The sequence below is a fragment of the Streptomyces sp. NPDC042346 genome (assembly GCF_055581845.1).
Window position 1 is genome coordinate 73,477 of sequence record NZ_JBVJEH010000012.1, and the last position, 22,012, is coordinate 95,488.

The 22,012-nt window shown below is 70.4% G+C and carries 10 protein-coding genes; 5 read left to right on the top strand and 5 right to left on the bottom strand.

Annotation, left to right across the window (positions count from 1 at the left end):
• Positions 1 to 33 precede the first annotated feature (33 nt).
• Together ACZ6K0_RS35760 and ACZ6K0_RS35765 are read right to left on the bottom strand one after the other, a co-directional pair.
• Positions 34 to 603 (bottom strand): hypothetical protein, encoded by a 570-nt coding sequence (locus ACZ6K0_RS35760; RefSeq protein WP_469235416.1) that lies wholly within the window; start codon positions 601 to 603, stop codon positions 34 to 36.
• Positions 600 to 8,600 carry a ricin-type beta-trefoil lectin domain protein gene (locus ACZ6K0_RS35765; protein WP_469235417.1) on the bottom strand — a complete coding sequence of 2,667 codons (8,001 nt, stop codon included), beginning with the start codon at positions 8,598 to 8,600 and terminating at the stop codon, positions 600 to 602. Before ACZ6K0_RS35765 ends, ACZ6K0_RS35760 begins: the two co-directional genes overlap by 4 nt.
• A gap of 599 nt (positions 8,601 to 9,199) precedes the next feature.
• On the opposite strand from ACZ6K0_RS35765, the gene ACZ6K0_RS35770 reads away from it, so the two are divergent.
• Entirely contained in the window at positions 9,200 to 12,379 is a 3,180-nt protein-coding gene (locus ACZ6K0_RS35770) for a hypothetical protein (RefSeq protein ID WP_469235419.1), read from the top strand.
• Between the two features lie 96 nt (positions 12,380 to 12,475).
• Here the strand turns inward: ACZ6K0_RS35770 and ACZ6K0_RS35775 are convergent, their stop codons facing one another.
• Both ACZ6K0_RS35775 and ACZ6K0_RS35780 read right to left on the bottom strand, forming a co-directional pair.
• Positions 12,476 to 15,010 carry an MFS transporter gene (locus tag ACZ6K0_RS35775; RefSeq protein ID WP_376408016.1) on the bottom strand — a complete coding sequence of 845 codons (2,535 nt, stop codon included), beginning with the start codon at positions 15,008 to 15,010 and terminating at the stop codon, positions 12,476 to 12,478.
• Between the two features lie 264 nt (positions 15,011 to 15,274).
• Positions 15,275 to 15,718 carry an SRPBCC family protein gene (locus tag ACZ6K0_RS35780; RefSeq protein WP_376407757.1) on the bottom strand — a complete coding sequence of 148 codons (444 nt, stop codon included), beginning with the start codon at positions 15,716 to 15,718 and terminating at the stop codon, positions 15,275 to 15,277.
• A 158-nt stretch (positions 15,719 to 15,876) separates the two neighbouring features.
• Between ACZ6K0_RS35780 and ACZ6K0_RS35785 the strand changes: the two genes are divergently transcribed.
• The 3 genes from ACZ6K0_RS35785 to ACZ6K0_RS35795 all read left to right on the top strand — a co-directional run bounded on the left by ACZ6K0_RS35785 (position 15,877) and on the right by ACZ6K0_RS35795 (position 19,251).
• A complete protein-coding gene (locus tag ACZ6K0_RS35785) occupies positions 15,877 to 16,908 on the top strand; it encodes an Rv2578c family radical SAM protein (protein WP_376407759.1) in 1,032 nt (343 codons plus the stop codon).
• Positions 16,909 to 17,039: 131 nt separating this feature from the next.
• Positions 17,040 to 18,728 (top strand): alpha/beta hydrolase, encoded by a 1,689-nt coding sequence (locus ACZ6K0_RS35790; protein ID WP_469235421.1) that lies wholly within the window; start codon positions 17,040 to 17,042, stop codon positions 18,726 to 18,728.
• Between the two features lie 79 nt (positions 18,729 to 18,807).
• Entirely contained in the window at positions 18,808 to 19,251 is a 444-nt protein-coding gene (locus ACZ6K0_RS35795; RefSeq protein WP_469235423.1) for a RidA family protein, read from the top strand.
• Between the two features lie 24 nt (positions 19,252 to 19,275).
• On the opposite strand, the gene ACZ6K0_RS35800 is transcribed toward ACZ6K0_RS35795, so the two are convergent.
• Positions 19,276 to 19,878, bottom strand: a complete 603-nt coding sequence (locus tag ACZ6K0_RS35800) for a HEAT repeat domain-containing protein (protein WP_469235424.1) — start codon at positions 19,876 to 19,878, stop codon at positions 19,276 to 19,278.
• A gap of 311 nt (positions 19,879 to 20,189) precedes the next feature.
• Between ACZ6K0_RS35800 and ACZ6K0_RS35805 the strand changes: the two genes are divergently transcribed.
• Entirely contained in the window at positions 20,190 to 21,971 is a 1,782-nt protein-coding gene (locus tag ACZ6K0_RS35805) for a 3-hydroxyacyl-CoA dehydrogenase family protein (protein ID WP_376407767.1), read from the top strand.
• Positions 21,972 to 22,012: the final 41 nt, after the last annotated feature.

Below are 22,012 nucleotides of genomic sequence, written 5' to 3' on the forward strand. Positions count from 1 at the left end.
GGCCGGGCCAGGGTGACCGGCCTGGCCACACTCCTAGTGGGTGTCGAGCCAGCGGCGTGCCGCCGGGCTCAGTGGGGGCTCGTCCGGATAGTCCAGCGATCCGGACGCCACGTCCTCGGCCCACCGACGGAGGACCTGCGAACGATGCGGCGCCTTCAGCACCGAGGTGCTGATCGCGTGCTCCCACGTCGTAGCGAAGACCAGCACGTTCCCGTCGAGCGAGACCATGCGGAACTCGGGACGGCAGGGGGCGCTGCCGAGCAGTCCGGCAGCTCCCTCACCCATGAGGTCCCATGTGCTCTGCAGCTCGACGCAGAACCACTGCGGGCGTTCGTACTCCGACGGCAGTGCGAGCAGGAACCTGCGATCGGTCTCGGAGAAGAGCCCTCCTTCGACCGCCAGCCGGTACCAGTCGCCGTTCGCCCTCTCGTGCAGCTGAGGCTCCAGGAAGTCCAGCATGGCTTCCACGCGTCCGTCCGAGGACGGACAGCTCGGGCCCTGGCCGGCGACGATGGCCGGGATGAGCCCTTCGGGCTCGGTCCACTCGTCGACGACCAGCAGACCCGCTGCGGCCAGGGACTTCGCTACGGATGGTGACGTCACCGGGGAGACCCACCTCCATGATTCTGGTACCAGCTGGACGGTGGCTGGTTCCACCTGCCTGGCAGGCGCCCGGCATATCCGTATTCGTGGACCGTATTGTAATTGTGGCCCAGGACGTATCCGACGACTCCGTCGGAGCGGACGAGAATACGGGTCAGCCCACCGTTGACACCTGTGTACACCGTCGCGTCGTACCACGGGTTGTTGGTGTTGTAGCCGGTGATCTGGCCGTTCCGCACCCTGCGGGCGTCGTACCAGTCGAGACCGTTGTTGTTGACCCGCTGAGTGATCCGGCCGTCCTCCACGCGGTTCACGGTCTCGTGAACCTCACGCGGGATCTCCGACCAGTTCTGCGCGTTCTCCTCCTGGCGCTTCTTGGTGAGCTCCTCCGAGTACGGGTCGACTTCCTCGCCACCCGTCGGGCAGCTCTCGTTGTGGTTGAGGAGCGAGGTGCCCGACGCCATCACGTAGTACGTGTGGAGGTCGGAGACCGTCAGGTTGTGAACCGTCGCCGCCCGGGCGGTCCTGCGCTCGATCGCGGTGATCTGGACCCGGGTGCCGGCGCTGGTCTGCAGCCACTGGCCCGACGTCAGGTCGGTGGCCTTGAGCCAGGCGCGGAGCTGGGGCACCCAGAACGGGTGGCCTTCGGTCGCGGTGACCTCGGCCGTCTTCGATCCAGCCTTGCCGTCGGTGTCGACGGTGATCGTGACGAGGTGCTTGAGGCCCTGGCCCTTGATCTCCGCGGTGACCGTCTCGACCCGGCTCTCACCGGACTCGGGGTCGGTCGCGAGGACCTTGTCGCCGGTCTTGACCTGCTCGATCGGCTTGGTGGAGCCGTCGGCCATCAGCACCTTCGTGCCGGGCGTGAAGCTGTTGCAGTTGGACTTGCCGGAGCCGCCGCCACCGCTGGATCCGCCCTTGCTGCGGGAGGAACCGCCGGAGCTTCCGCCCGGCTTGGACGCGCCGGACTTGCCGCCCCTGCCTCCGCCCGCCTGCGAGGAGGACTTGGGAGCGGCCTTGGCCTGGGAGCTCTTCTGGGCCGGGTTACCGGTCTTCTTCTTGGCGGCCGCCGCCGCTTCGGCCTTCCGTTTCGCGGCCTCGGCTGCCTTCTTCTTGGCCCGTTGCGCGGCCTCCTTCTTCGCCTTCTCGATGGCGGCCTTCTTGGCTCTCAGAGCCGCCGCCTCGGCCGCCTTGGCCGCCTTGAGGACCGCTTCCGCGGCCGCCTTCGCCTTCTTGAACGCCTGGATGGCGTTGATCGTGCGGTCGACCGCCCTCAGGACGGACGGGATCTTGCCGAGCTTGGTCCACGGGATCGCCCCGATGATCAGGCTGCCGCAGGACCACATGTCACCGCCGAAGCAGGCCATGGCGTCACTGAGTCCGATGAAGTCGCTCAGGACGCTCCATGCGGCGGCGAGGATCACCGAGGTGAGGGACTTGCCCGAGGTGGCCTGCGCCTGCGCGACCTGCGCCGCGGACAGGCCCGCGCCCACGAGGGCCGCCGCCTTCTCCGAAGCGGTCAGGGTGATCGCCTCACCGGTCGGGTCCGCGTGGGTGACCGGGTTGTTGTGCGCGTAGACGTACCCGTTGGCCTGCAGTGGGTCGTTCAGGTCCATCTGCGGGTCGGCGGACAGGAACCGTCCGACCACCGGGTCGTAGAGACGGGCACCCAGCAGGGTGTAGCCGGAGGCGTCGTCCCGGGTCTTGTTGAGGAACCCGGTGTGCGCCTGCAGGTTGGCGCCGACCGTGCCGGCACCGCGCTGATTGCCGAACGCGTCCTGCTTGCGGATCCGCACGTCCATCGAGGCGCCCAACGCGACCTCGGCGTAGGTGGAACCCTGGTGATCCGTGGTCAGAGCGACCAGCCGGTCCGCACCCGTGCCGTAGGCGTAGCGCATGACCGAGCCACTGGGAGTGGTGTAGGTGCGCTGCGAGCTGACCAGGACGCCGCCCTGCTGGACGGTGATCTCCGCGTCACCCAGGTTCAGGGTGGCCGTCTTGCCGTTGATGGTGAGCAGACGCTCGCCACCGGGGCCGTAGATGTGACGGGTGTCGTTCTGCGGCGCCCAGAGCTGCGCGGCGGAGGCTCCGTCGCACGCGGCCAGGACGATCGCCGTGCCGCTGGCCGAGTTGGCACCCTGCACCGCCAGGCACAGGTTGGACGCCATGTGCGTCAGCTGGCCGGCGGCGTTGCGCTTCAGCTCCTGCGCTGCCGCCGCCGCGGCGGTGGCAGCGCACTTCTGGACCTGGACCGCGGACCCGAGGGTGTTGGCCGCCGGCTGGACACACCAGTCGTCGAGCACCGACAGCGCGCCCCGGTTGGAGTCGATCTGCGGAGTCGTCGGTGTGCTCGGGGTGGGCGTGAACTTCCAGCTCTGCGCCGCGGAGGCGTTGCAGCTGTACAGCTGGACCGCCTGGCCCGCGGCCGGGATGCCGCTCTTGAGGTCGAAGCACTTGTCGGTCAGACCCACGTAGGGGGTCTTGCCGCCGGTGCCCGCGCCGGTGATCCGGTCGACCTTGCCGTCCGGCGTCCAGGTCAGCGTCTGCTTGTCACCGTTGTCGAGTGAGGTGACGGACTTCGTCTGACCCGTGAGCTCGTACAGGCGCTCGGCCTCGGCCTTGACCTGCGCACCCGCGGGGGTGGAGTAGGTCTTCGAGACCTTGGCGAGCGTGTGCGGCTGGCTCTTGGCCGCGCCCACACCGTACTGGTACGTGGTGGTCGCGTCCTTGGCCGTGGCGCCGGTCAGGTCCTTCTCGACCAGCTTGGTGCGGTTGCCGAGGAGGTCGTACTCGTACTCCTGCCAGTAGCCGGAGGTGTCCTTGCCCGGGGCGACGTTGAGCGTGCCGTCCGTGTTCTTCGGGGCGGTGCAGTTCTCCTGGTCCTTGGAGGTCCAGGCGGTCTTCAGCTGACCCAGCGGGTCGTACGTGAAGCACTGCCGCTCCTCGATCCCGGTGGCGTGCTCACGGATGCCCGTGACGTTGCCGGCGGGGTCGTAGGCGTACTCGCGCTTCGAGACCAGGGTGCCCTCGACCGGACCGGCACCGACGGTCTGCTCCCGGTAGACCATCTGGTTCTGGAGCTCACCGGTGGACTCGTCGTACGAGTTCTGGGCCCACACCCGGTACGGCACCGCGCCCATGGTCGAGCGCATGACCTGGCCGTAGGGCGAGTAGACCGTCTCCGAGCCGTACCAGTCCTTGCCGGAGATCGAGAGCGGGTTGCCGTCCTTGTTGTAACGGATGACCAGCTTCTCGGGGTCGAACTTTCCGGCCTTGGGAAGCTGCGCCTCCTCCAGCATGCCGTTGTCGGAGAACTTGTAGTCGTACTGGTAGTCCGCGGGGATGCCCCACGTGGCGGCCAGCGACGAGGGCAGCGACAGCGTCGTCGAGGTCGGCTGGTAGTCCGCCGTGTAGGCGTTGACCTTCTGCGTGTACGCCAGGCCGTCGGTGTACCGGGTGGCGGAGGCGGGCATGCCCTTGCCGCCGACGACGGAGTCGTACGAGAACCCGGCGATCAGCGTGCCCGTGGAGCTGTTGAGGCGCTGCTCCTTGGGCCGGGACAGCTCGTCGTATCCGTTCCAGATCGTCACGCCACGCGCGTCGGTCGTGGTCAGCGGACGGTCACGGTCGTCGTACGTCGTCCGCGTGGTGCCCGTGTCCGGGTCGGTCGCGGTCTCCATCCGGCCACGCATGTCGAACGTCCACGACCACGGGTGGGTCGGGTCGGCAGAGCTCGTCGCCTTGGTCAGCTGACCGCGGCTGTCGTACGTGTAGCGCGTCGACGTGTAGCCGCCGGGCGCCGCCGGGTTGGTGGTGTCCGTGCGGACGGTGCGGCCGAGGGCGTCGGTGTAGACCTTGTAGGCCGAGGCGCCCTGCGGGTGGATCACCTTCGACCAGTCGGGTCCGTACTCGTAGCGGGTGGCCTTCTCGGGCACCTCCTGCGAGATGGCCTCGGTGGTCCCGGGGGCCTTCACCTTCAGGACCGGCATCTCCTCGAGCACGCGGCCGAGGCCGTCGTACTTGTACCGGGTGATGTTCGGGACCGTGGTGTCGGCGCGCGGGGTGAACAGCTCGCCGTTCGGGGTGTCCTCGTTGAGGTAGGCGTTGTTGGTCTGGTAGACCTCACCGGCGCTGTTGTACAGCGTGTCGGTGATCAGACGGCCACCGCCGTCCGCCTCCTCCTGCGACTGGCGCTCGCGGCCGAGACCGTCGTAGATCGTGACGGACTTTTCGATCCGGTCCTCGTAGCCACGGGTGGAGGTCGTGACGTAGGGGGGCTTGCGGAGCGTGCCGCCGTTCGGGTCGTTCGGGTCCGGCTCCTCGACCGGGATCACGTACTCGGCCTTGAAGTCCGGAACCTTGCCCGCAGCCGGTACCCGGCCGGGGGCCCAGGCCTCGGCGAGACGGCCCAGCGGGTCGAACGTCGCCTCGCTGACGTGGCCGTTGGCATCGGTCGTCTTCAGCGTGACCGCGCGGCCCGGCTCCACCTCCTGGACCTGGGTGTGGCCCAGCGGATTCGTCTGGGTGATCTTGAACACCTGACCCGTCGGCGGGTCGAAGGCGATCGAGGACTCCTTCTTGTCCGGGTCGATCTGCTTGGTGACACGGCCGAGGGCGTCGAAGACGACGGTGCCGCCGGTCTGGAAGCCGGTGCCGTCCGCCTTCAGGGACCACGTCTCGGTGGCCAGGCCACGGGTGGTGTCGGCGAGCGCCGTGCCGTACACCGTGTTGTCGTACGAGGTCCGTGCCCCGGCAGTCAGCGTCTTGAGATCAGCCCAGTCGGCGTCGGCACACGCCGTGGGCGAGATGAGGACCTGCTTGGTCAGACCGATGATGTTCTTGGTCGTGTTGTGCAGGTACTCGAGCTTGGTGCAGGACTCGTCACCGGTCTTGCCGGGGTCGGCGTCGCCGAACGACTCCACCTGCGTGGGCAGACCGTGGGTGGACTCGTACGTCGTCCTGGTGCGGACGCTCCGCAGGGTGCGGGCGTCGTCACCCGTGCCCGACGACTTCGTGTACGCGATCTCCTCGGGCTCGGTGACCCGCCACGCCTTGAGCGGGTCGAGGCCGTCGCCGCGGACGCGGCTGGCGAGCTCGGTGGCCTCGGGGACGGTGAGGCTGCGGGTGAGCCAGTCGGTGTCGGCGTCGTTCGCGTCGGAGTAGCTGAACTCCTCGGCTATTCGGCCGGCGAAGGCCTCACGGTCGTAGACCGTCGCGCCCTCGTGGGTGAGCGTGGCACCCGTGATGGTCTTCATCGGGACGGTGTCGCCCATGCCCCGGTAGAAGCGGGTGACCGCCTTGGTCTTCGGTCCCTCTGTGCCCGGCGTGTCCTCGCCCGGGGTGGAACCCTCGCCGTTGTCGGCGACGACCTTCCGCTCGCCCGTGACGACGGACGTCTGCTCGAAGCCCGCGAACTGCGAGTACGTGCGCGTGGACTTCTTGCTGAACTCCGCCTCGGCGAGCTTCCAGCCGGCGTTCTTGTAGTCGTACGCCGTCCGCGTGGAGTACGAGCCGTCGACGTTCGGCAGCTCCTCGATCGAGTCGACCACGTACTTGTGGAACCAGTCGATGTCCTCGACCTCGGCGTCCGGGTGCCAGAACATCGGGTAGCACAGACGCGTGTTGGCCTTCAGAGCGGCCGTGTCCGTCTTGCCGGGCAGGCCCGTCCTGCTGGCGCAGCCGTCCGCGGCGTCACCCCAGGTCGGCATCTTGTAGGAGACGACGGTCTCGCCGCCGTACTCGTTGATGACGCGGCCGATGCGCAGCCTGGCGAAGCCGGGGCGCGGGTCGATCGGCGCGCCCATGTCCGTCCCGGACGTCTTCCGCAGGAGGACGCGGTTCGGCATCTCCTCCTCGTTGGACTCGAACCGGATCGGGTTGAGCGTGACCGCGGCGTCCGTCGAGCCCTTGCGGGCGTAGCCGGTGCGCTGGATGGACTCCAGCCACAGGGCCGTGTTCGGGCCGGTCTTGAGGACGGGGAAGTTCTGCTTGAGCTGGTACTGGTCGACGTCCTGGCGCGCGGTGGTGTCGGTGCGGCGCTGGGCCGAGGTGGTGATCTTGTCCAGGCGCTTGGTGGACCAGAAGGTCGGGCCGGCGTTCCAGCACTTCTTCTTGTCCGTCGAGGTGACCGCCTGGCACCGCAGGTCGGCGGGGGTGTCGTACCAGATGCGGTACTTGCCAGGGTCGCTCGACGTGAAGTTCTCGTCGCTGCAGGTCAGCGTACCCTCGGTGAAGCAGCGCTCGGCGACGTCGAAGCGCACGCGGGCCGGGGCCGTGGCGCTGAAGACGGTGTCCTTGCGCTGGCCGTAGTCGATGCGCTTCAGGTAGCCGCCGCGGTGGTACTCGACCGGGCCCTTGAAGTAGAAGTTCTTCGCGTAGTAGTTCTTCTCGCGCTCCCACCACAGCGACATGGCGTTGCCGTGGACGTCCTCGACGTAGTCGAGGTTCCACTGCCAGGCCTGGTTGCAGGCGGAGGACTTCCAGTCGGTGGTCGTCGAGCCCTTGTAGCAGGGCTCGTCCGCGTGGTTGCCGTAGACCGGCACCGCGAGCACGGAGTCGGTGTACGGGTCGTCGGCGGCGGTGCCGTTGTCCGACCAGCCCGGGAGCTTGTTCAGGCCGAAGTGGTACTTCGTGCCGTCCCTGGTGGTGACGACCCAGTACTCGCCGTCGGCGTCCTTCATGCCCGAACGCGGGTCCTTGGACGTGTCCTTGAACCGCTCGATCTTCGAGCCGTCACCGTTGGCGCTGAACCACTTCTGCTTGGCCTCGTCCCACACCAGCTCGGTGGTCATGCCGCCCAGGGAGAGGGTGGCGTTCTCCGAGCCCCAGCACAGGTCGGCGGTCTTGTGGGTCGCGTTGTTCGACCCGGCCTTCTTGGAGTCCTGACGGCAGTTGACGTACGTCCGGCTGATGGAGCCCGGGTTGTAGTCCCAGCCGTCACCGATCCAGGAGGCCTGGTTGTTCGACGCCGAGGTACGGCCGTCGACCGTCTGCGACGAGTAGCCCAGGCTGACCTTCGGGGTCAGACCGCCGGCGGCCTCCGGGACCTGCACCTGGTAGCCGTAGGTGAAGGCACCGTTCGACGAGCCCGCGGCCCAGGAGCCGGCGGACAGCAGCGGCGAGGCGGTGAAGTCGCCGTTCGCCGAGGCGCCGGTGTCCATCGCACCGACGACCTGGCGGCCGGAGGTGTCGACGGCCGGGAGGGCGACCTGCCGGGCCGAGACGCCGGAGACGGACGAGCGGGCGGCACCGTCCTCGAGCAGGTTCGCGACCGGCACCGATCCGGAGAGGATCGTGCGGATGGGCGCGTTCTTCTTGAGCTTGACCTTGGTGGGGGCCTTGGCGGCCGGCACCTCCTTGACCGTGGACCGCAGCCGCTCGATCTCGTCGGCGACCTCGGTCCTGCCGGACATGGTCTCCACGCCGGTGTCCGGGGCGCAGTCACCGGAGTCCGGGGAGTCGATGACGCAGTTCGGCAGCAGGACCAGGCCGAAGCGCTGGGCGGCCTGGGGGCCGTAGCGGTCGGCGAAGCCGGTGGTGTCGACCTCGAGCGTGACCTGCGCGGCCGGATCGGCGTCCGCCGGCGGAATGACCTCGAGGATCATGCCGGGGACGCCGGTGTCCTCCGAGGTGGTGGTCGACTTGACCGCGACCTGCCAGTCACCGTCGACCTTCGTCGGGTCCTGACCGACCGGTACGCCGACCGCGACCGGCAGTCCGACCGACGTGGTCTCGTTCACCACGGGGACCGTGGTGCCGGGCTGGGTCTGCGCCGTCAGCGGCGCCTTGCCGGCGTCCTCCGCCCACGGGTCGACTTTCTTCGGCGCGTAGGGGACGACCTGCTGCTCGTCCCCGAGGCTCAGCGCCTTGTCGGCGCTGGCGTCGTCGGCGAGCGCGGTGCTCTCGGGGATGTCCGGCAGATCGACCTGAGAGGTCGTCTGCTCACGGCTCATGCCGTCGCCGGGAACGGCCAGGGCCTGCCCGCCGAGACTCGTCACCGTCAATACCGATGACAAAAGAAGGACGGTCGCCGTGCGGCTTCGCCGACGGCGCCGTCGTTGTGACTCTGTCATGGCTAGGCGATTCCGCCCCACCCATGACAGTGGTTCTGAAGCACGCATCACGCGTCGACTCCCACCCAAACGAACAAGACAACGGAGGAGGTGCGGAAACACCAAAGAGCACGCGCCTGGATCAGGCGCGTGCGTGCGCACTCTGTGTCATGCGCGCTCCATATTCAAGATCGGCCAAGCGGTCGAAGCGCATCGACAGTGAGATTCGCCACGGTGCAGTCGCAAACAGAAGCTCACACTGTCGATGTTCGCGATAAATCGGACACTGGGCGCAATTGCGACCTAAGGCGCCATCAGAACGGTTCGAACCAGACCTGAATGACACTCTGTCAAGCTGACACCAGGAATCTGTAACATCTTCATAAAGTCTTCAGAAATGGACGTCACGTGCGGGACGTGTGATCGTGTGCGCGCCTTGTGCCCCGTGGACGGTCCGTCGGGGCCGTCTGCGCTGTCCGAAAATCCCTCTGGTCCCACGGGAGTAGACCGCCGTGCCCGCGCCGCCTCGTCTTCTCAGCCCGTTCGTGCGCACGCGCACACGGCTGACACTCACCCTCGGCCTCGTCCTGGCCGCACTCACCGCCGCGCTCCTGCCCTGGTGGCAGCCGAGCACGCCTTCGACCGCCAGCTCCCCCAGCTCGCCCAACGCCCCCCGCACGGACGCCAAGCAGGCGTCGACCGGGCCGAAGGACGAGGCCGCCGCGTCGGCCGAGGCCAAGCGCACCGGCAAGAAGGTGCTCGTCGACACGGCGACCACCGCCACCGAGCTGATCTGGGCGCTGCCGAACGGGCAGATGCGCGCCCAGATCCACGCGCTGCCCCAGCGGGCGAAGAACGCCCGGGGCAAGTGGGCGCCCATCGACAACACCCTGCACCGGACGGAGAGCGCCGGCGACCTGACGGTCCGCCCGGCCAACCCGGCCGTGCCGGTCCGCTTCTCCGGGGGCACCTCCGGCGAAGACCGCGCAGGCCGCTCGTACGCCCGGGTGCCGCTCGCCGAGGGCGTCGGCGACGCGTCCGTCCTCGCCGAGGTCGACCTCAACGGCCACACCATCGCCTACACCTGGCCCGGCGCCCTGCCGAAGCCGGTGCTCGACGGCCCGCGCGCCCTCTACCCCGAGGTGCTTCCCGGCGTCGACCTGCTCCTCGTGGTGCGTGAGGAGGGCGGCTTCGGCCAGCTCCTGATCGTCAAGAACCGCGAGGCCGCACAGAACAAGGACCTCGCGACCGTCTCGTACGGTCTGCGGTCGACGACCGCGGTCTTCCGGCAGGACGCGAAGGCCAACCGGATCCAGGTCCTGGACAAGAGCGGCACGGAGGTCGGCACGATCCCGACCCCCTTCGCCTGGGACTCCAGCGGCCGGGACCCCGAGCTCAAGCCGGGCACCCCCCGGCGCACCTCGGTCGCCGCCCCCGCCGACGTGCTGAAGCTGTCGGGTCTGACGGGCATCGAGCCGGGCGCGCGCTCCGCGCAGCTCCCGATCGCGCTCGACGGCGACGACACCGGTACGGCCACCCTGAACCTGGGCCTGGGCCGGACCGGCCTCCTCGCCCACCCGGACACGAAGTACCCGGTCTTCATCGACCCGCCGCTCAACAGCGGCTGGGCGGCCTGGACGACCGCGTACAAGAAGTACCCGAGCTCCAGCTTCTGGAACGGCACGAACTTCTCCTCCGGCACCTCGGACGCCCGCGTCGGCTACGAGAGCGACACCGGCGGCCTCGGCCGCTCCTTCTGGCGGATGAAGTTCTCGACCGGCTACAAGGGCGCGAAGTTCACCCGGGCCACCTTCAAGGTCAAGAACAACCACTCCTGGTCCTGCACCGCGCGGGAGTTCCAGTTCTGGCAGACGGGGTCCATCTCGTCCGGTACGACCTGGAACGCGCAGCCGAGCTGGTCCACGAAGCTGGACTGGCAGTCCTTCGCCCACGGCTGGTCCTCGACCGGCTGCCCGGACGCGTACGAGGCGTTCAACGTGCTGGCCGGAGTCCAGAAGAGCGCGGACGCCGGCGCCGAGACCCTCACCTTCGGCATGCGTGCCACCAGCGAGGGCGACACCCAGACCTGGCGCAAGTTCCTCGCGACCTCCGCCGTGGTGGAGGGCGACTTCAACCGTGCCCCGTCCCAGCCGACCAACGGCACGTCCTCCCCGGGCGGCGCGTGTGTTCCCGGACCGACCGCCAGCGCCACCATCGGCCGGACGACCATCACGCTGAAGGCCAAGGGCTACGACGCGGACAACACCATTCCCAAGCTGCGGTTCCGTTTCTGGAAGTCCGGCGCGACCACCAAGACCGAGTACGTCGCCACCGCGGACTCCACCGGCTACGGCCAGATGGTCATCCAGGCCGACAACCCGCTGCTGACGGGCCTCACGGGCAACACCCTCTTCTCGTGGGACGTGCGCTCCGAGGACGCGGCCGGTGAGGTCTCCTCGTTCTTCCCGAACGGCACGGAGCCGTGCCGGCTCACCGTGGACCCGACCGCTCCTCCGCAGCCGGACATCACCAGCACCGTGTTCACCGAGGCCACGCCCGACGGCAAGACCTGGGCCAAGGTCAAGTACGGCACCCCCGGTGACTTCACCTTCAGCGCCGCCGGCGCGACCAAGTTCAAGTACGCCTTCGAAGGCGAGGCTCTCATCGAGACCCCGCCTCCCGTGAACGGCAAGATCACCCTCCCCAACGTCTCGCCCAGGCACGCGGGTCCGACCGCCCTGTACGTCTACGCCTACGACGTCAACGGCAATCAGAGCCTCAAGGGCGACTACTCCTTCTACCTGCCGCCCCGCGACCGGGCCGACGGTCCGATGGACACCGGTGGCGACGACATCGCCGACCTGCTGGTGCTCTACCCGGACGGCAAGCTGAAGAACTGCGTGGGCGCCCCCGCCGACCCGGCGGTCCCCGGCACCGGCGGTGAGCTGTACAGCTGCCTCGCCGCGTCGTACGTGACCAAGGACAAGCAGGTCGACCCGCCGAACCACTGGATCGACGCGGCGGGCACCGCCTCGCTGATCGCGCACTACAACGACACGTACCCGGGCGACGGCTCGACCGACATGTTCGCGGTCACCCCGGACAAGAAGTTCTGGCTCTACCCGGGCGACGGCTACGGCAGCTTCAACGTCGACGAGCGGATCGAGATCCGCCTGCCGGCCAACGCCCCCGCGCCGTCCACCTGGACGCAGCTGAAGGCGATCGGCGACATCACCGGCGACAAGCTGCCCGATCTGACCCTGCGGGCCGGACCGGCGTTCTGGGTGCTGTCCGGCTACACCGGCGCCACCTTCCAGACCGCGACGCTGATGGAGGGCACCGCCTGGGCCCGACGCGACATCGTCAACATCGCGGACATGAACAAGGACAGCACGCCCGACCTGCTGTGGCGCAACCTCGACAACGGCAACATGTACGTCCGCCACGGCAAGCCCGGTACGGGCGGCGGCGTCGACCTGGAGTCGATCAAGGTGGCGGTCAACTCGCTCAATGGTGACGTCGCGTTCGGCACGACCTGGACCGAGACCAACGTCACGACCGCGATCGGCATCCCCGATGTCAACAACGACGGCGTGCCCGACATCTGGGCCCGCTTCGGTGACACCGGCAACATGAAGCTGTACTACCCCTCCACCACCAACACCAACGCGCCCGTCAGGACCGTCCTGGGCGTCGACTGGCGGGCCATCCGCGCCTTGGGCTGACCCCGCCCCGTCCGCTGATCCCGAGCCCCGGTCGCCTGCCTCGCAGCAGGCGACCGGGGCTCGGCCGTTCCGCGGCCCTACGCCTCCACGAGCCGGTCAGTCCTGGTGGCCGAGCTGGAGGTCCCGCTCGGTGCGGCCCCCGCCGGCCATCTGGAGGACGGTGGCGACGGGCGGGTAGCCGGCCGCGATGACCGTGTACTCGCCGGAGGACAGGTCCACGAAGCGGAAGGTGCCGTCGGCCCCGGTGGTGAGGGTGTCCATGACGTTGCCCGCGGCGTCGAGGAGGGTGACGCGGGCGTCCTCGACGGGGCGCCCGCCACCGGCCCGCACCGTGCCGCGCAGCACCGCCCCGCCGGCCAGCTCGATGTCCTGGCGGGTCTCGCGGGACGACTGGACGCTCACCGGGAGCGCGGCGGGCCGGAAGGCGGGGGCGCTGGCCGCGAGCGTGTACTCGCCGGCGACCAGCTCGGTGATGACGTACCCGCCCTCGCGTCCGCTGCGGGTGGAGGCGACGACCTCCCCGCGTACGTCGGTGAGGGTGACGGCGGCGTCCCGGACGGGCGTCCCGTCGGCGGTGACGACGCTGCCCGCGAGCCGCCCGGCGCCGCCGAGGACGACGTCGAGCTCCACGGGCCGGTCGCCGACGGTGACGGAGACGGCCTGCGGCTGGTGTCCGCCGGCCGCCGCGATGAGGACGTAGGCGCCCCGGTCGGGCACGCTCAGCGCGTACCGCCCGTCCTCGCCGCTCGCGCCGCGCCCGACCTGCCGGCCCTGGACGTCGATGAGGGTGAGGGCGGCCCGGGGCACGCGGCTGCCGTCGTGGTGCTGGACGGTGCCGCAGACGGGTACACCGGAGTGGGCGGGGACCCCCGAGTGGGTGGGGACCCCGGAGTGGGCGGGTGCCTCGTAGGAAGGGGCCGGGGCCGCGTGCCGGGCCTGCGGGACCCCCTGGGTGCCGCCGAAGTCGGTGGCCTCGGTGGCCTCGGTGAGCGGGCTGTGGTGGGACACCAGCGGTTTCTCCTTGAGGAAGAAGGCGAGCACGAGGCCGAGCACGAGGACCGGCACGAGGTAGAGGAAGATGCGCGGCATCGCGTCCGCGTACGCCTGGATGTAGGCGTCGCGCAGGGCGGGCGGCAGGGTGTGCACCGACTGCGGGGTGATCGACTCGGCCGGTGGCAGGGACACCGTGGCGGCTCCCTGGCTGACGGCCGCGAGCCGGTCGCCGAGGGCGTCGTCGAGCCGGGAGGCGAAGAGGGTGCCGAAGATCGCGGCGCCGACGCTGCCGCCGATCTGGCGGAAGTAGTTGTGGGCGCTGGTGGCGGTGCCGAGGTCGGCGGGGCGTACGGAGTTCTGCACGGCGAGCACGAGGACCGGCATGACGAGGCCGATGCCGGTGCCGAGGACGGCCTGCCAGAGGCTGTGCTGGAGGCGCGGGGTCTCGGCGTCCATGCGGGAGAGCAGCCACATGCCGAGGACGGAGACGGCCCCGCCGACCACCGGGTAGATCTTGTAGTGGCCGGTGCGGCTGATGAGCTGGCCGGAGACGACGGAGGCGATGACGATCCCGCCCATGAGCGGCAGCATCAGGAGGCCGGACTCGGTGGCGGTGGCGCCCTCGACCATCTGGAGGAAGCTGGGGAGGTAGCTGGCGGCGCCGAAGAGCGCGATGCCGACGACGGCCCCGACGAGGGCGGTGACGGTGAAGACGGAGTCGCGGAAGAGCCGGAGCGGGATGAGGGGTTCGGGCGCGAAGTGCTCGACGACCAGGAAGAGCAGGGTCGTTCCGGCGGCGCCGCAGGCGAGGGCGAGGACGACGCGGGAGTCCCAGGCGTACTCGGTGCCGCCCCAACTGGTCAGCAGGACCAGGCAGGTGGAGGCGGCGGCGAGGAGCAGCGCCCCGAGGACGTCGAAGCGCGCGCGTGCCGTGGGCTTGGGGAGATCGAGGACGACGGCGACGACGGCGAGGGTGACGAGCCCGAAGGGCACGTTGAAGTAGAAGCACCAGCGCCAGGAGACGTGGTCGGTGAAGAAGCCGCCGAGCAGGGGCCCGGCGACGGAGGCGAGGCCGAACGCGGCGCCGATCAGGCCCATGTACCGGCCGCGTTCCCGGGCGGGGACGATGTCGGCGATGATCGCCTGGACGCCGATCATCAGGCCTCCGGCGCCGGCGCCCTGGATCGCGCGGAAGGCGATCAGCTCGTCCATGCTCCGGGACCAGCCGGCCAGGCCGGAGCCGATGACGAAGACGACGATGGCGAAGAGGAAGACGCTCTTGCGGCCGAGGAGGTCGCCGAGCTTCCCGTAGATCGGCAGGCCGATGGTGGAGGTCAGCAGGTAGGCGGTGATGGCCCAGGACATCCGGTCCAGGCCCTGGAGTTCGCCGACGATCTTCGGCAGGGCGGTGGCCACGATCATCTGCTCCAGCGCGGCGAGGAGCAGCGCGAGCATGAGGCCGCAGAAGACGAGCCGGACGCGGCGGGGGTCGAGGGGGGCCGGTCCGGGGTCGGGCGGTGGGGCGAGGCCGGGGGGCGGTCCGCCCGCGTCGAGGGGTGCCGCGCCGGCGGTGGCCGCGGCGGCCGCGCCGCCCTCCGCGCTCTCCGTGTCCGCCGTGCCCTCTGCGGACTTCACCATCGCGATCGCACCCACGTACCTGCTCCCCTCGACACGGCGTCTGCGTCGCGCCATTCTTCGCATTGGGTGCGAAGCGGGAGCAAGTCGGGCGGTACGGAGGGCCGGTGACGATCAGGGGCGCCCCGGGCGGCGAACAGCCCTGCGGTACGGCGCACTTGGGGCGCTCATCAGCGCGTTTACAAGGAAGCCCGCGCCCCCTCGGTGCGCGGGGGCTCCGGTACGGGGGCGCGGGCGAACCACTCGAATCGGTGAACGCCCAGGGCGTTACTTCTCGACCTCGTCGGCCAGCTTGGCGAGCACGGCGTCGTAGATCCGGGCGAGACCCTTGGGCGCGAAGGTCCTCTCGAAGAAGCCTCCGACGCCGCCGGCGCCGTTCCAGACGGAGGTGACGACGGCGCGCGACTTGCCCTCGCCGGCGGGGGTCACGGTCCAGGTGGTGACCATGGACGAGTTGCGGTCCTTCTCGACGAGCTGCCCGTCGGTGGGCTCGGTGACCTCCAGGAGGCAGTCGCGGACGCGCTTGCTGGTGGCCTGGAGCTTCCAGTGGACGAGGGTGCCCTCGCCGTCGCCGCCCTCCCGCACCTCGTACTCGCTGAAGTGCTCAGGGAGCACCTTCGCGCGCGTGCCGCTGTAGTCCGCCAGCGCGTCGAACACCGTCTCGGCGTCCGCGGCGATGATCCGTTCCGTCGTGGCCTCGACCTGCGCCATTGACTGCCTCCAGCTTGTGGTTCCTCGGGGGTGTGGGCCAAGCGAACCACGCGGGCTCCGGGGCGCGAAATCCGGGTTGCGGTGATCAAGGGAACAGGTGTTCTATTCTGGGCGCAGGGTGGAGTCAGAGGCGAGGCAGAGCTACCGAGGAGGCGTCCGTGCGCTGGGACAATCTGGGCGACGGTCCGACCGCGCCCGCCGGCATCGGCCTGTTCGATGCGGACGCGGTGACCACGCGGACCTTCGACACCCCGGAGTTCCGGGGCATCACCTTCCACGAGGTGCGGGCCCGCTCGATCCTCAACCGGGTCCCCGGCGCCTCCCGGATGCCGTTCGAGTGGACGGTCAACCCGTACCGGGGCTGCACGCACGCGTGCGTGTACTGCTTCGCCCGCAAGACCCACAGCTATCTGGACCTCGACACCGGGCTCGGCTTCGACTCCCAGATCGTCGTCAAGATCAACGCCCCGGAGGTGCTGGCCCGCCAGCTCACCTCCGCCCGCTGGCAGGGCGCCCACGTCGCCATGGGCACCAACGTCGACTGTTACCAGCGGGCGGAAGGCCGCTACCGCCTCATGCCGGGCATCCTCACCGCCCTGCGCGACCGGGCCAACCCCTTCTCGATCCTCACCAAGGGCACCCTGATCCTGCGCGACCTGGAGCTCCTCACCCAGGCCGCCCGGGTCACCGAGGTCGGCATCTCCGTCTCCGTCGGCTTCACCGACCGGGAGCTGTGGCGGACGATCGAGCCCGGCACCCCGTCCCCGGAGCGCCGCCTCGACGTGGTCCGCACCCTCGGCGAGCACGGCATCGACTGCGGGGTCCTGATGGCCCCCGTCGTACCCTTCCTGGGCGACCGGCCCGAGCAGCTGCGCGCGACGGTCCGCGCGATCGCCGAGGCCGGGGCGAGTTCGGTCACCCCGCTCGTCCTGCACCTGCGGCCGGGCGCCCGCGAGTGGTTCATGCAGTGGCTGCGGCAGCACCACCCCGGCCTGGTGGGGCGGTACGAGCGGATGTACGCGGACGGGGCCTACGCGCCGACCTGGTACCAGCGCCGGATCACCCGTCAGGTCCACGAGCTGGCCGCCGAGTTCGGCATCGGCCCCGCCGACCGGCGAGCGGCACGCCGGACACCCGTACCGGAGGAACCGGCGCTCGCGGCCGCCCCCGAACAGCTCACGCTCCTCTGACCCGCCCCCTTGATCATCTTTCTCCGATCATCGGACCGGTTCACCTGACACGCCGTCGGATCCTCCTCTGTTCGGGTCAACTCTCGGCGAAACAGGTCCTTCCACGGTCCGTTCGGGGCACGGACGGACCTATGACCCCACGCGCAGGAATGCTGATCGCCGCAGGAGCGCTGGTCGCCGGGACGGTCACCGTCCTGCCCGCCACCCCCGCAGGCGCCGGTGAACCGACCCCCCGGCCGTTCCCCAGGCTCGCCTGGACCGGCTGCGCCACCCAGGCGTACCCGAAGCTCCAGTGCGGCACCCTGAAGGTGCCGCTCAACCACGACGACCCGGCCGGGCGGAGCATCACGCTCGCGCTCACCCGGGTCCCGCACACCGCGAAGACCTTCCAGGGCCCGCTGCTCGTGAACCCGGGCGGACCCGGCGGCAGCGGACGCACGATGGCCGGGTACGTGGCGGCCTCGCTGCCCCCGAAGGTGGCCGCCGAGTACGACGTGATCGGCTTCGACCCGCGCGGGGTGGGCCGGAGCGAACCCGCGCTCGACTGCCGGCCGGGCCACTTCGCGCCGGTGCGCCCCGACTCGGTGCCGCGCGGCGCCGACGCCGAGAAGGCGGCGGTCGAGCGGGCCCAGGCCTTCGCCGAGGCCTGCGGCGAGAAGTACGCCGACGTGCTGCCGTACATCGACACCGTGAGCACCGCCCGGGACCTCGACGCGATCCGTGACGCACTCGGCGCGCCGAAGGTCAACTACCTCGGCTACTCGTACGGCACCTACCTGGGCGCGGTGTACGCCCGGCTGTATCCGGACCGGGTGCGGCGCATGGCGCTCGACTCCGTCGTCAATCCGCACGGGGTCTGGTACGAGGACAACATCGCTCAGGACTACGCCTTCGACACCCGCCACAAGGACTTCATGGCCTGGGTGGCCCGGCAGAACGCGGTGTACAAGCTGGGCACGGACCCGGCGGCGGTCGAGGCCGCCTGGTACCGGATGCGCGACGCGGTGCGCGAGGCCCCGGCCGGCGGGAAGGTCGGTCCGGGCGAGCTGGAGGACACCTTCCTGCCCGGCGGGTACTACAACGGCTACTGGCCCCGCCTCGCGAGCGCGTTCTCGTCCTACGTGAACGACGGCGACGCGGCCCCCCTGACGGCGGCGTACGAGAAGTACGGGGAGGCCGACGCCTCCGCCGACAACGGCTACTCGGTCTACACGAGCGTGCAGTGCCGGGACGCGGCCTGGCCCCGGGACTGGAACGTCTGGCGCAAGGACAGCTGGGACATCCACGCCAAGGCGCCCTTCTCGACCTGGAACAACGCCTGGTACAACGCTCCCTGCGCCTTCTGGCCCGTGCCGGCCCTGACCCCGCCGGACGTCACCAACGACCAGCTGCCGCCGGTGCTCATCCTCCAGGCGACGGAGGACGCGGCGACCCCGTACGAGGGCGGCGTGGCGCTGCACCGGCTGGTGCGCGGCTCCAGCCTGGTCGTCGAGGAGGGCGGCGGGAACCACGGGGTGACCCTCGGCGGCAACGACTGCCTGGACGACCACCTCGCCGCCTACCTCGCCACCGGCACGGTGCCGCGCGGCAAGGACGGGGCCGAGGTCGACGCGGTCTGCGAGGCGCTCCCGGAGCCGGAGCCCGAGCCGATGGCCCCGGCCGAGAAGAAGGCGACGGAGAAGTCGACGGGGACGGCACCCGAGCAGGCGCCGGAGAAGCCGGCCGGGACGGCACCCGGGAAGTCGGGCAACCGGGTCGGCGCGCTCCGGACGGAGGCGACCGGCATCACGCTCCACGGGCTCCTCGGCCACGTCCGCTGACGACGACCGCACGCCGCTGACGAGGCCCGCGCCCCCAGGGGTGCGGGCACTGTCAGTGGCGTGCGCGAGGATGTGGGGCATGACGAGCCACCTGACCCACGTTCCCGCACCCGACGGCCTCGCGCCCAGTCCCCAGTACAGCCACGTCGTCTGGGGGACGGGCCGGTTCGTCGCGATATCCGGGCAGTGCGCGCTGGACGCCGCCGGCGCGGTGGTCGGCGCCGGCGACGCGGTCGCCCAGGCCCACCAGGTCTTCGCCAATCTGGAGCGCTGCCTCGCCGCCGCCGGCGCGGGCTTCGGGGACGTGGTGAAGCTGACCTACTTCGTCACGGACGTGGCCCACCTCCCGGCGGTGCGGGACGCCCGGGACGCCTACTTCGCGGGGGCGCCGCTCCCGGCGAGCTCGGCGGTGCAGGTGTCGGCGCTGGTCCGGCCGGAACTCCTCGTGGAGATCGAGGCCTTCGCACTCGTCCCCGAGCGCGGGGCCGGCGATGCCGAGGCGGAGCTCCGGTTGGTGCGTTGACGCCCGCGTGACCGCCGTCAGCCGTCAGCCGTGCGGACGGAGCCGCGTCAGTGAGTCCTCGGCCGCACGTCCGAGCCGGGGGTGCGGAAGCGCGGCCTCCAGGGCGGGGCGGGCTTGGGGGTCGCCCAGGGCACCGAGGCCCTCGACACAGGCGAGTCCGACCCGCCAGTGGGGGTCGTCGGCCGGAAGGCGTCGCCGGAGGACGGTGATCAGGGCCGGTACGGATTCGGGGGCGCGGAGTTCGGCGAGCAGCCGGACCGGCAGGAGGGCGTAGGCGACCCGGAGTTCGTTGGTGGCGAGGGCGGCGGCCGCGCGGGCGGTCCGCGGGTCGCCGAGCCGGACCAGGGCGTGGGCGGCGGTGACGCAGCGCTCGGGGTCGCGGTGGTTGAGGAGGAGGACGAGCGCCTCGAAGGAGCGCGGGTCGCCCGCGAGTCCGAGCTTGTAGGCGGCGATCTCCCGGGCCCAGAGGGGCTGTCCGGGTGCGGTGAGGACCCGGTGGAGTTCTTCCGGATCGTCGGTTCCGGCGAGTTCTCCGAATGCCGCCGGGACTTCTCCGGAGTCATTCTCGATCTCGTCCCGCAATCGATCGATCATCGAGCAGAATTCCGGATCCTCGGCGCTTTCCATGATTCCGAGCCTATCCGCGATCCAGATCACACTTTCTCAACTTGCCGGGACTGGCGCGCTCGTTACCGGCCGGTTAGTCTCAGGTGAGCGGGTCACCACCCGCACTCCTCACAACGGCCTGGTGACGCAGCCGTTGTGAGTGCCTCGTCGGTTCGGCAGTTTCGATGCGACTCCGGGACAGAGTCCGTCGCCTTCTTTTCTTCAGGGCATCGCCCTTCCTTCCAGGGCCTCGCCCTCGTTCTTTCCCGCGCCCTTTCCCTGTCGCGCGCGCACTGCCCTCAGTCGTCACTCTTCCTCCCTGGAGTCCCCTGATGGACACCCCTCTCTCCACCATCGCCGTCGTCGGTCTCGGCACCATGGGCACCGGCATCGCCGACGTCCTCGCCCGGGCCGGCCGCGAGGTCATCGGCATCGACATCGACGACACCGCCGCCGCCCGGGCCGTCGCCGCCCTGGAGGCGTCCACCGCCCGCGCGGTGGCCCGTGAGCGGATCACCGAGGAGGAGCGGCAGGACGTCCTGGCCCGCTTCCGCACCTTCTCCGACCTCCAGGCGGCCGCCGAGGCCGACCTCGTGATCGAGGTCGTGCCCGAGTCGTACGAGGCGAAGCAGGAGGTCTTCCGGGCGCTGGACGGGATCGTCCGGACCGACGCGATCCTGGCCACCGGCACCAACGCGCTCTCCGTCACCCGGCTCGCCGCCGACTCGGCCCACCCCGAGCGGGTGCTCGGCCTGCACTTCTTCGCCCCCGTGCAGGCGATGAAGCTGGTCGAGGTGGTCTCGTCCGTGCTGACCGACCCGCGGGCCGTCGACGCCGTCACCCGGCTCGCGGAGGAGCTCGGCAAGGAGCCCGTGGCGGTCGGCGACCGGGCCGGATTCATCGCGGACGGGCTGCTCTTCGGCTACCTGAACCAGGCCGCCGCCATGTACGAGGCCAAGTACGCCTCCCGCGAGGACATCGACGCGGCGATGAAGCTGGGCTGCGGCCTGCCGATGGGGCCGCTGGCGCTGCTCGACCTGATCGGCGTCGACACGGCCCGTACGGTCCTGGAGGCCATGTACGCGTCCTCGCACGACCGGCTGCACGCCCCCGCCCCGATCCTCAAGCAGCTCAGCGAGGCCGGTCTGACCGGCCGCAAGGCGGGCCGCGGCTTCTACACGTACGAGGCGCCGGGCTCCGCCGAGGTCGTCCGGGACGCGCTCACCCCGCTGACCTCCGCCGACGCCGCCGGCGGCCGCGAGGTCCGCTCGGTCGGCGTCGCCGGCTCGGGCACCATGGCCTCCGGCATCGCCGAGGTCTTCGCCAAGGCCGGGTACGAGGTCGTCCTCGCCGCCCGTTCCCAGGAGAAGGCGGACACGGCCAAGGCGCGGATCGCCAAGTCGCTGGCCCGCTCGGTCGACAAGGGCCGGATGACCGCCGAGGCGCGCGACACGACGCTGGCCCTGATCACCGCGGCGGGCACGCTCGACGCGTTCGCCGAGGTCGACCTGGCCGTCGAGGCGGTCGCCGAGGACCTGGGGATCAAGCAGGAGCTGTTCGCGCGTCTCGACAAGATCTGCAAGCCGGGCGCGGTGCTCGCCACCACGACCTCCTCGCTGCCGGTCGTGGCCTGCGCCCGGGCCACCTCGCGCCCGCAGGACGTCATCGGGATGCACTTCTTCAACCCGGCGCCGGCGATGAAGCTGGTCGAGATCGTCCGTACGGTCCTGACGGCCGACGACGTCCACGCCACCGTCCGCGAGGTCACGGCGAAGATCCGCAAGCACCCGGTGGACTGCGGCGACCGCGCCGGATTCATCGTGAACGCGCTGCTCTTCCCGTACCTGAACAACGCGATCAAGATGGTCCAGGAGCACTACGCGACCCTCGACGACATCGACGCCGCGATGAAGCTGGGCGGCGGCTACCCGATGGGCCCGTTCGAGCTGCTCGACGTGGTCGGTCTGGACGTCTCGCTCGCGATCGAGCAGGTGCTGCACCGCGAGTTCCGTGACCCGGGCCTCGCCCCGGCCCCGCTCCTCGAGCACCTGGTGGCGGCCGGCTGCCTCGGCCGCAAGACGGGACGCGGCTTCCGCGAATATGCCCGCCGCTGAGCCGCCCACCGCGGGCTGGGGCGGCCTGCTGAGCTCCCCGG

What these genes read in the sequence shown, in the direction of transcription:
- ACZ6K0_RS35775 (WP_376408016.1), bottom strand. Translation starts at nt 15,010, where the DNA reads ATGGTGAAGTCCGCAGAGGGCACGGCGGACACGGAGAGCGCGGAGGGC.
- ACZ6K0_RS35800 (WP_469235424.1), bottom strand. Translation starts at nt 19,878, where the DNA reads ATGGAAAGCGCCGAGGATCCGGAATTCTGCTCGATGATCGATCGATTG.
- ACZ6K0_RS35795 (WP_469235423.1), top strand. Translation starts at nt 18,808, where the DNA reads ATGACGAGCCACCTGACCCACGTTCCCGCACCCGACGGCCTCGCGCCC.
- ACZ6K0_RS35780 (WP_376407757.1), bottom strand. Translation starts at nt 15,718, where the DNA reads ATGGCGCAGGTCGAGGCCACGACGGAACGGATCATCGCCGCGGACGCC.
- ACZ6K0_RS35805 (WP_376407767.1), top strand. Translation starts at nt 20,190, where the DNA reads ATGGACACCCCTCTCTCCACCATCGCCGTCGTCGGTCTCGGCACCATG.
- ACZ6K0_RS35790 (WP_469235421.1), top strand. Translation starts at nt 17,040, where the DNA reads ATGACCCCACGCGCAGGAATGCTGATCGCCGCAGGAGCGCTGGTCGCC.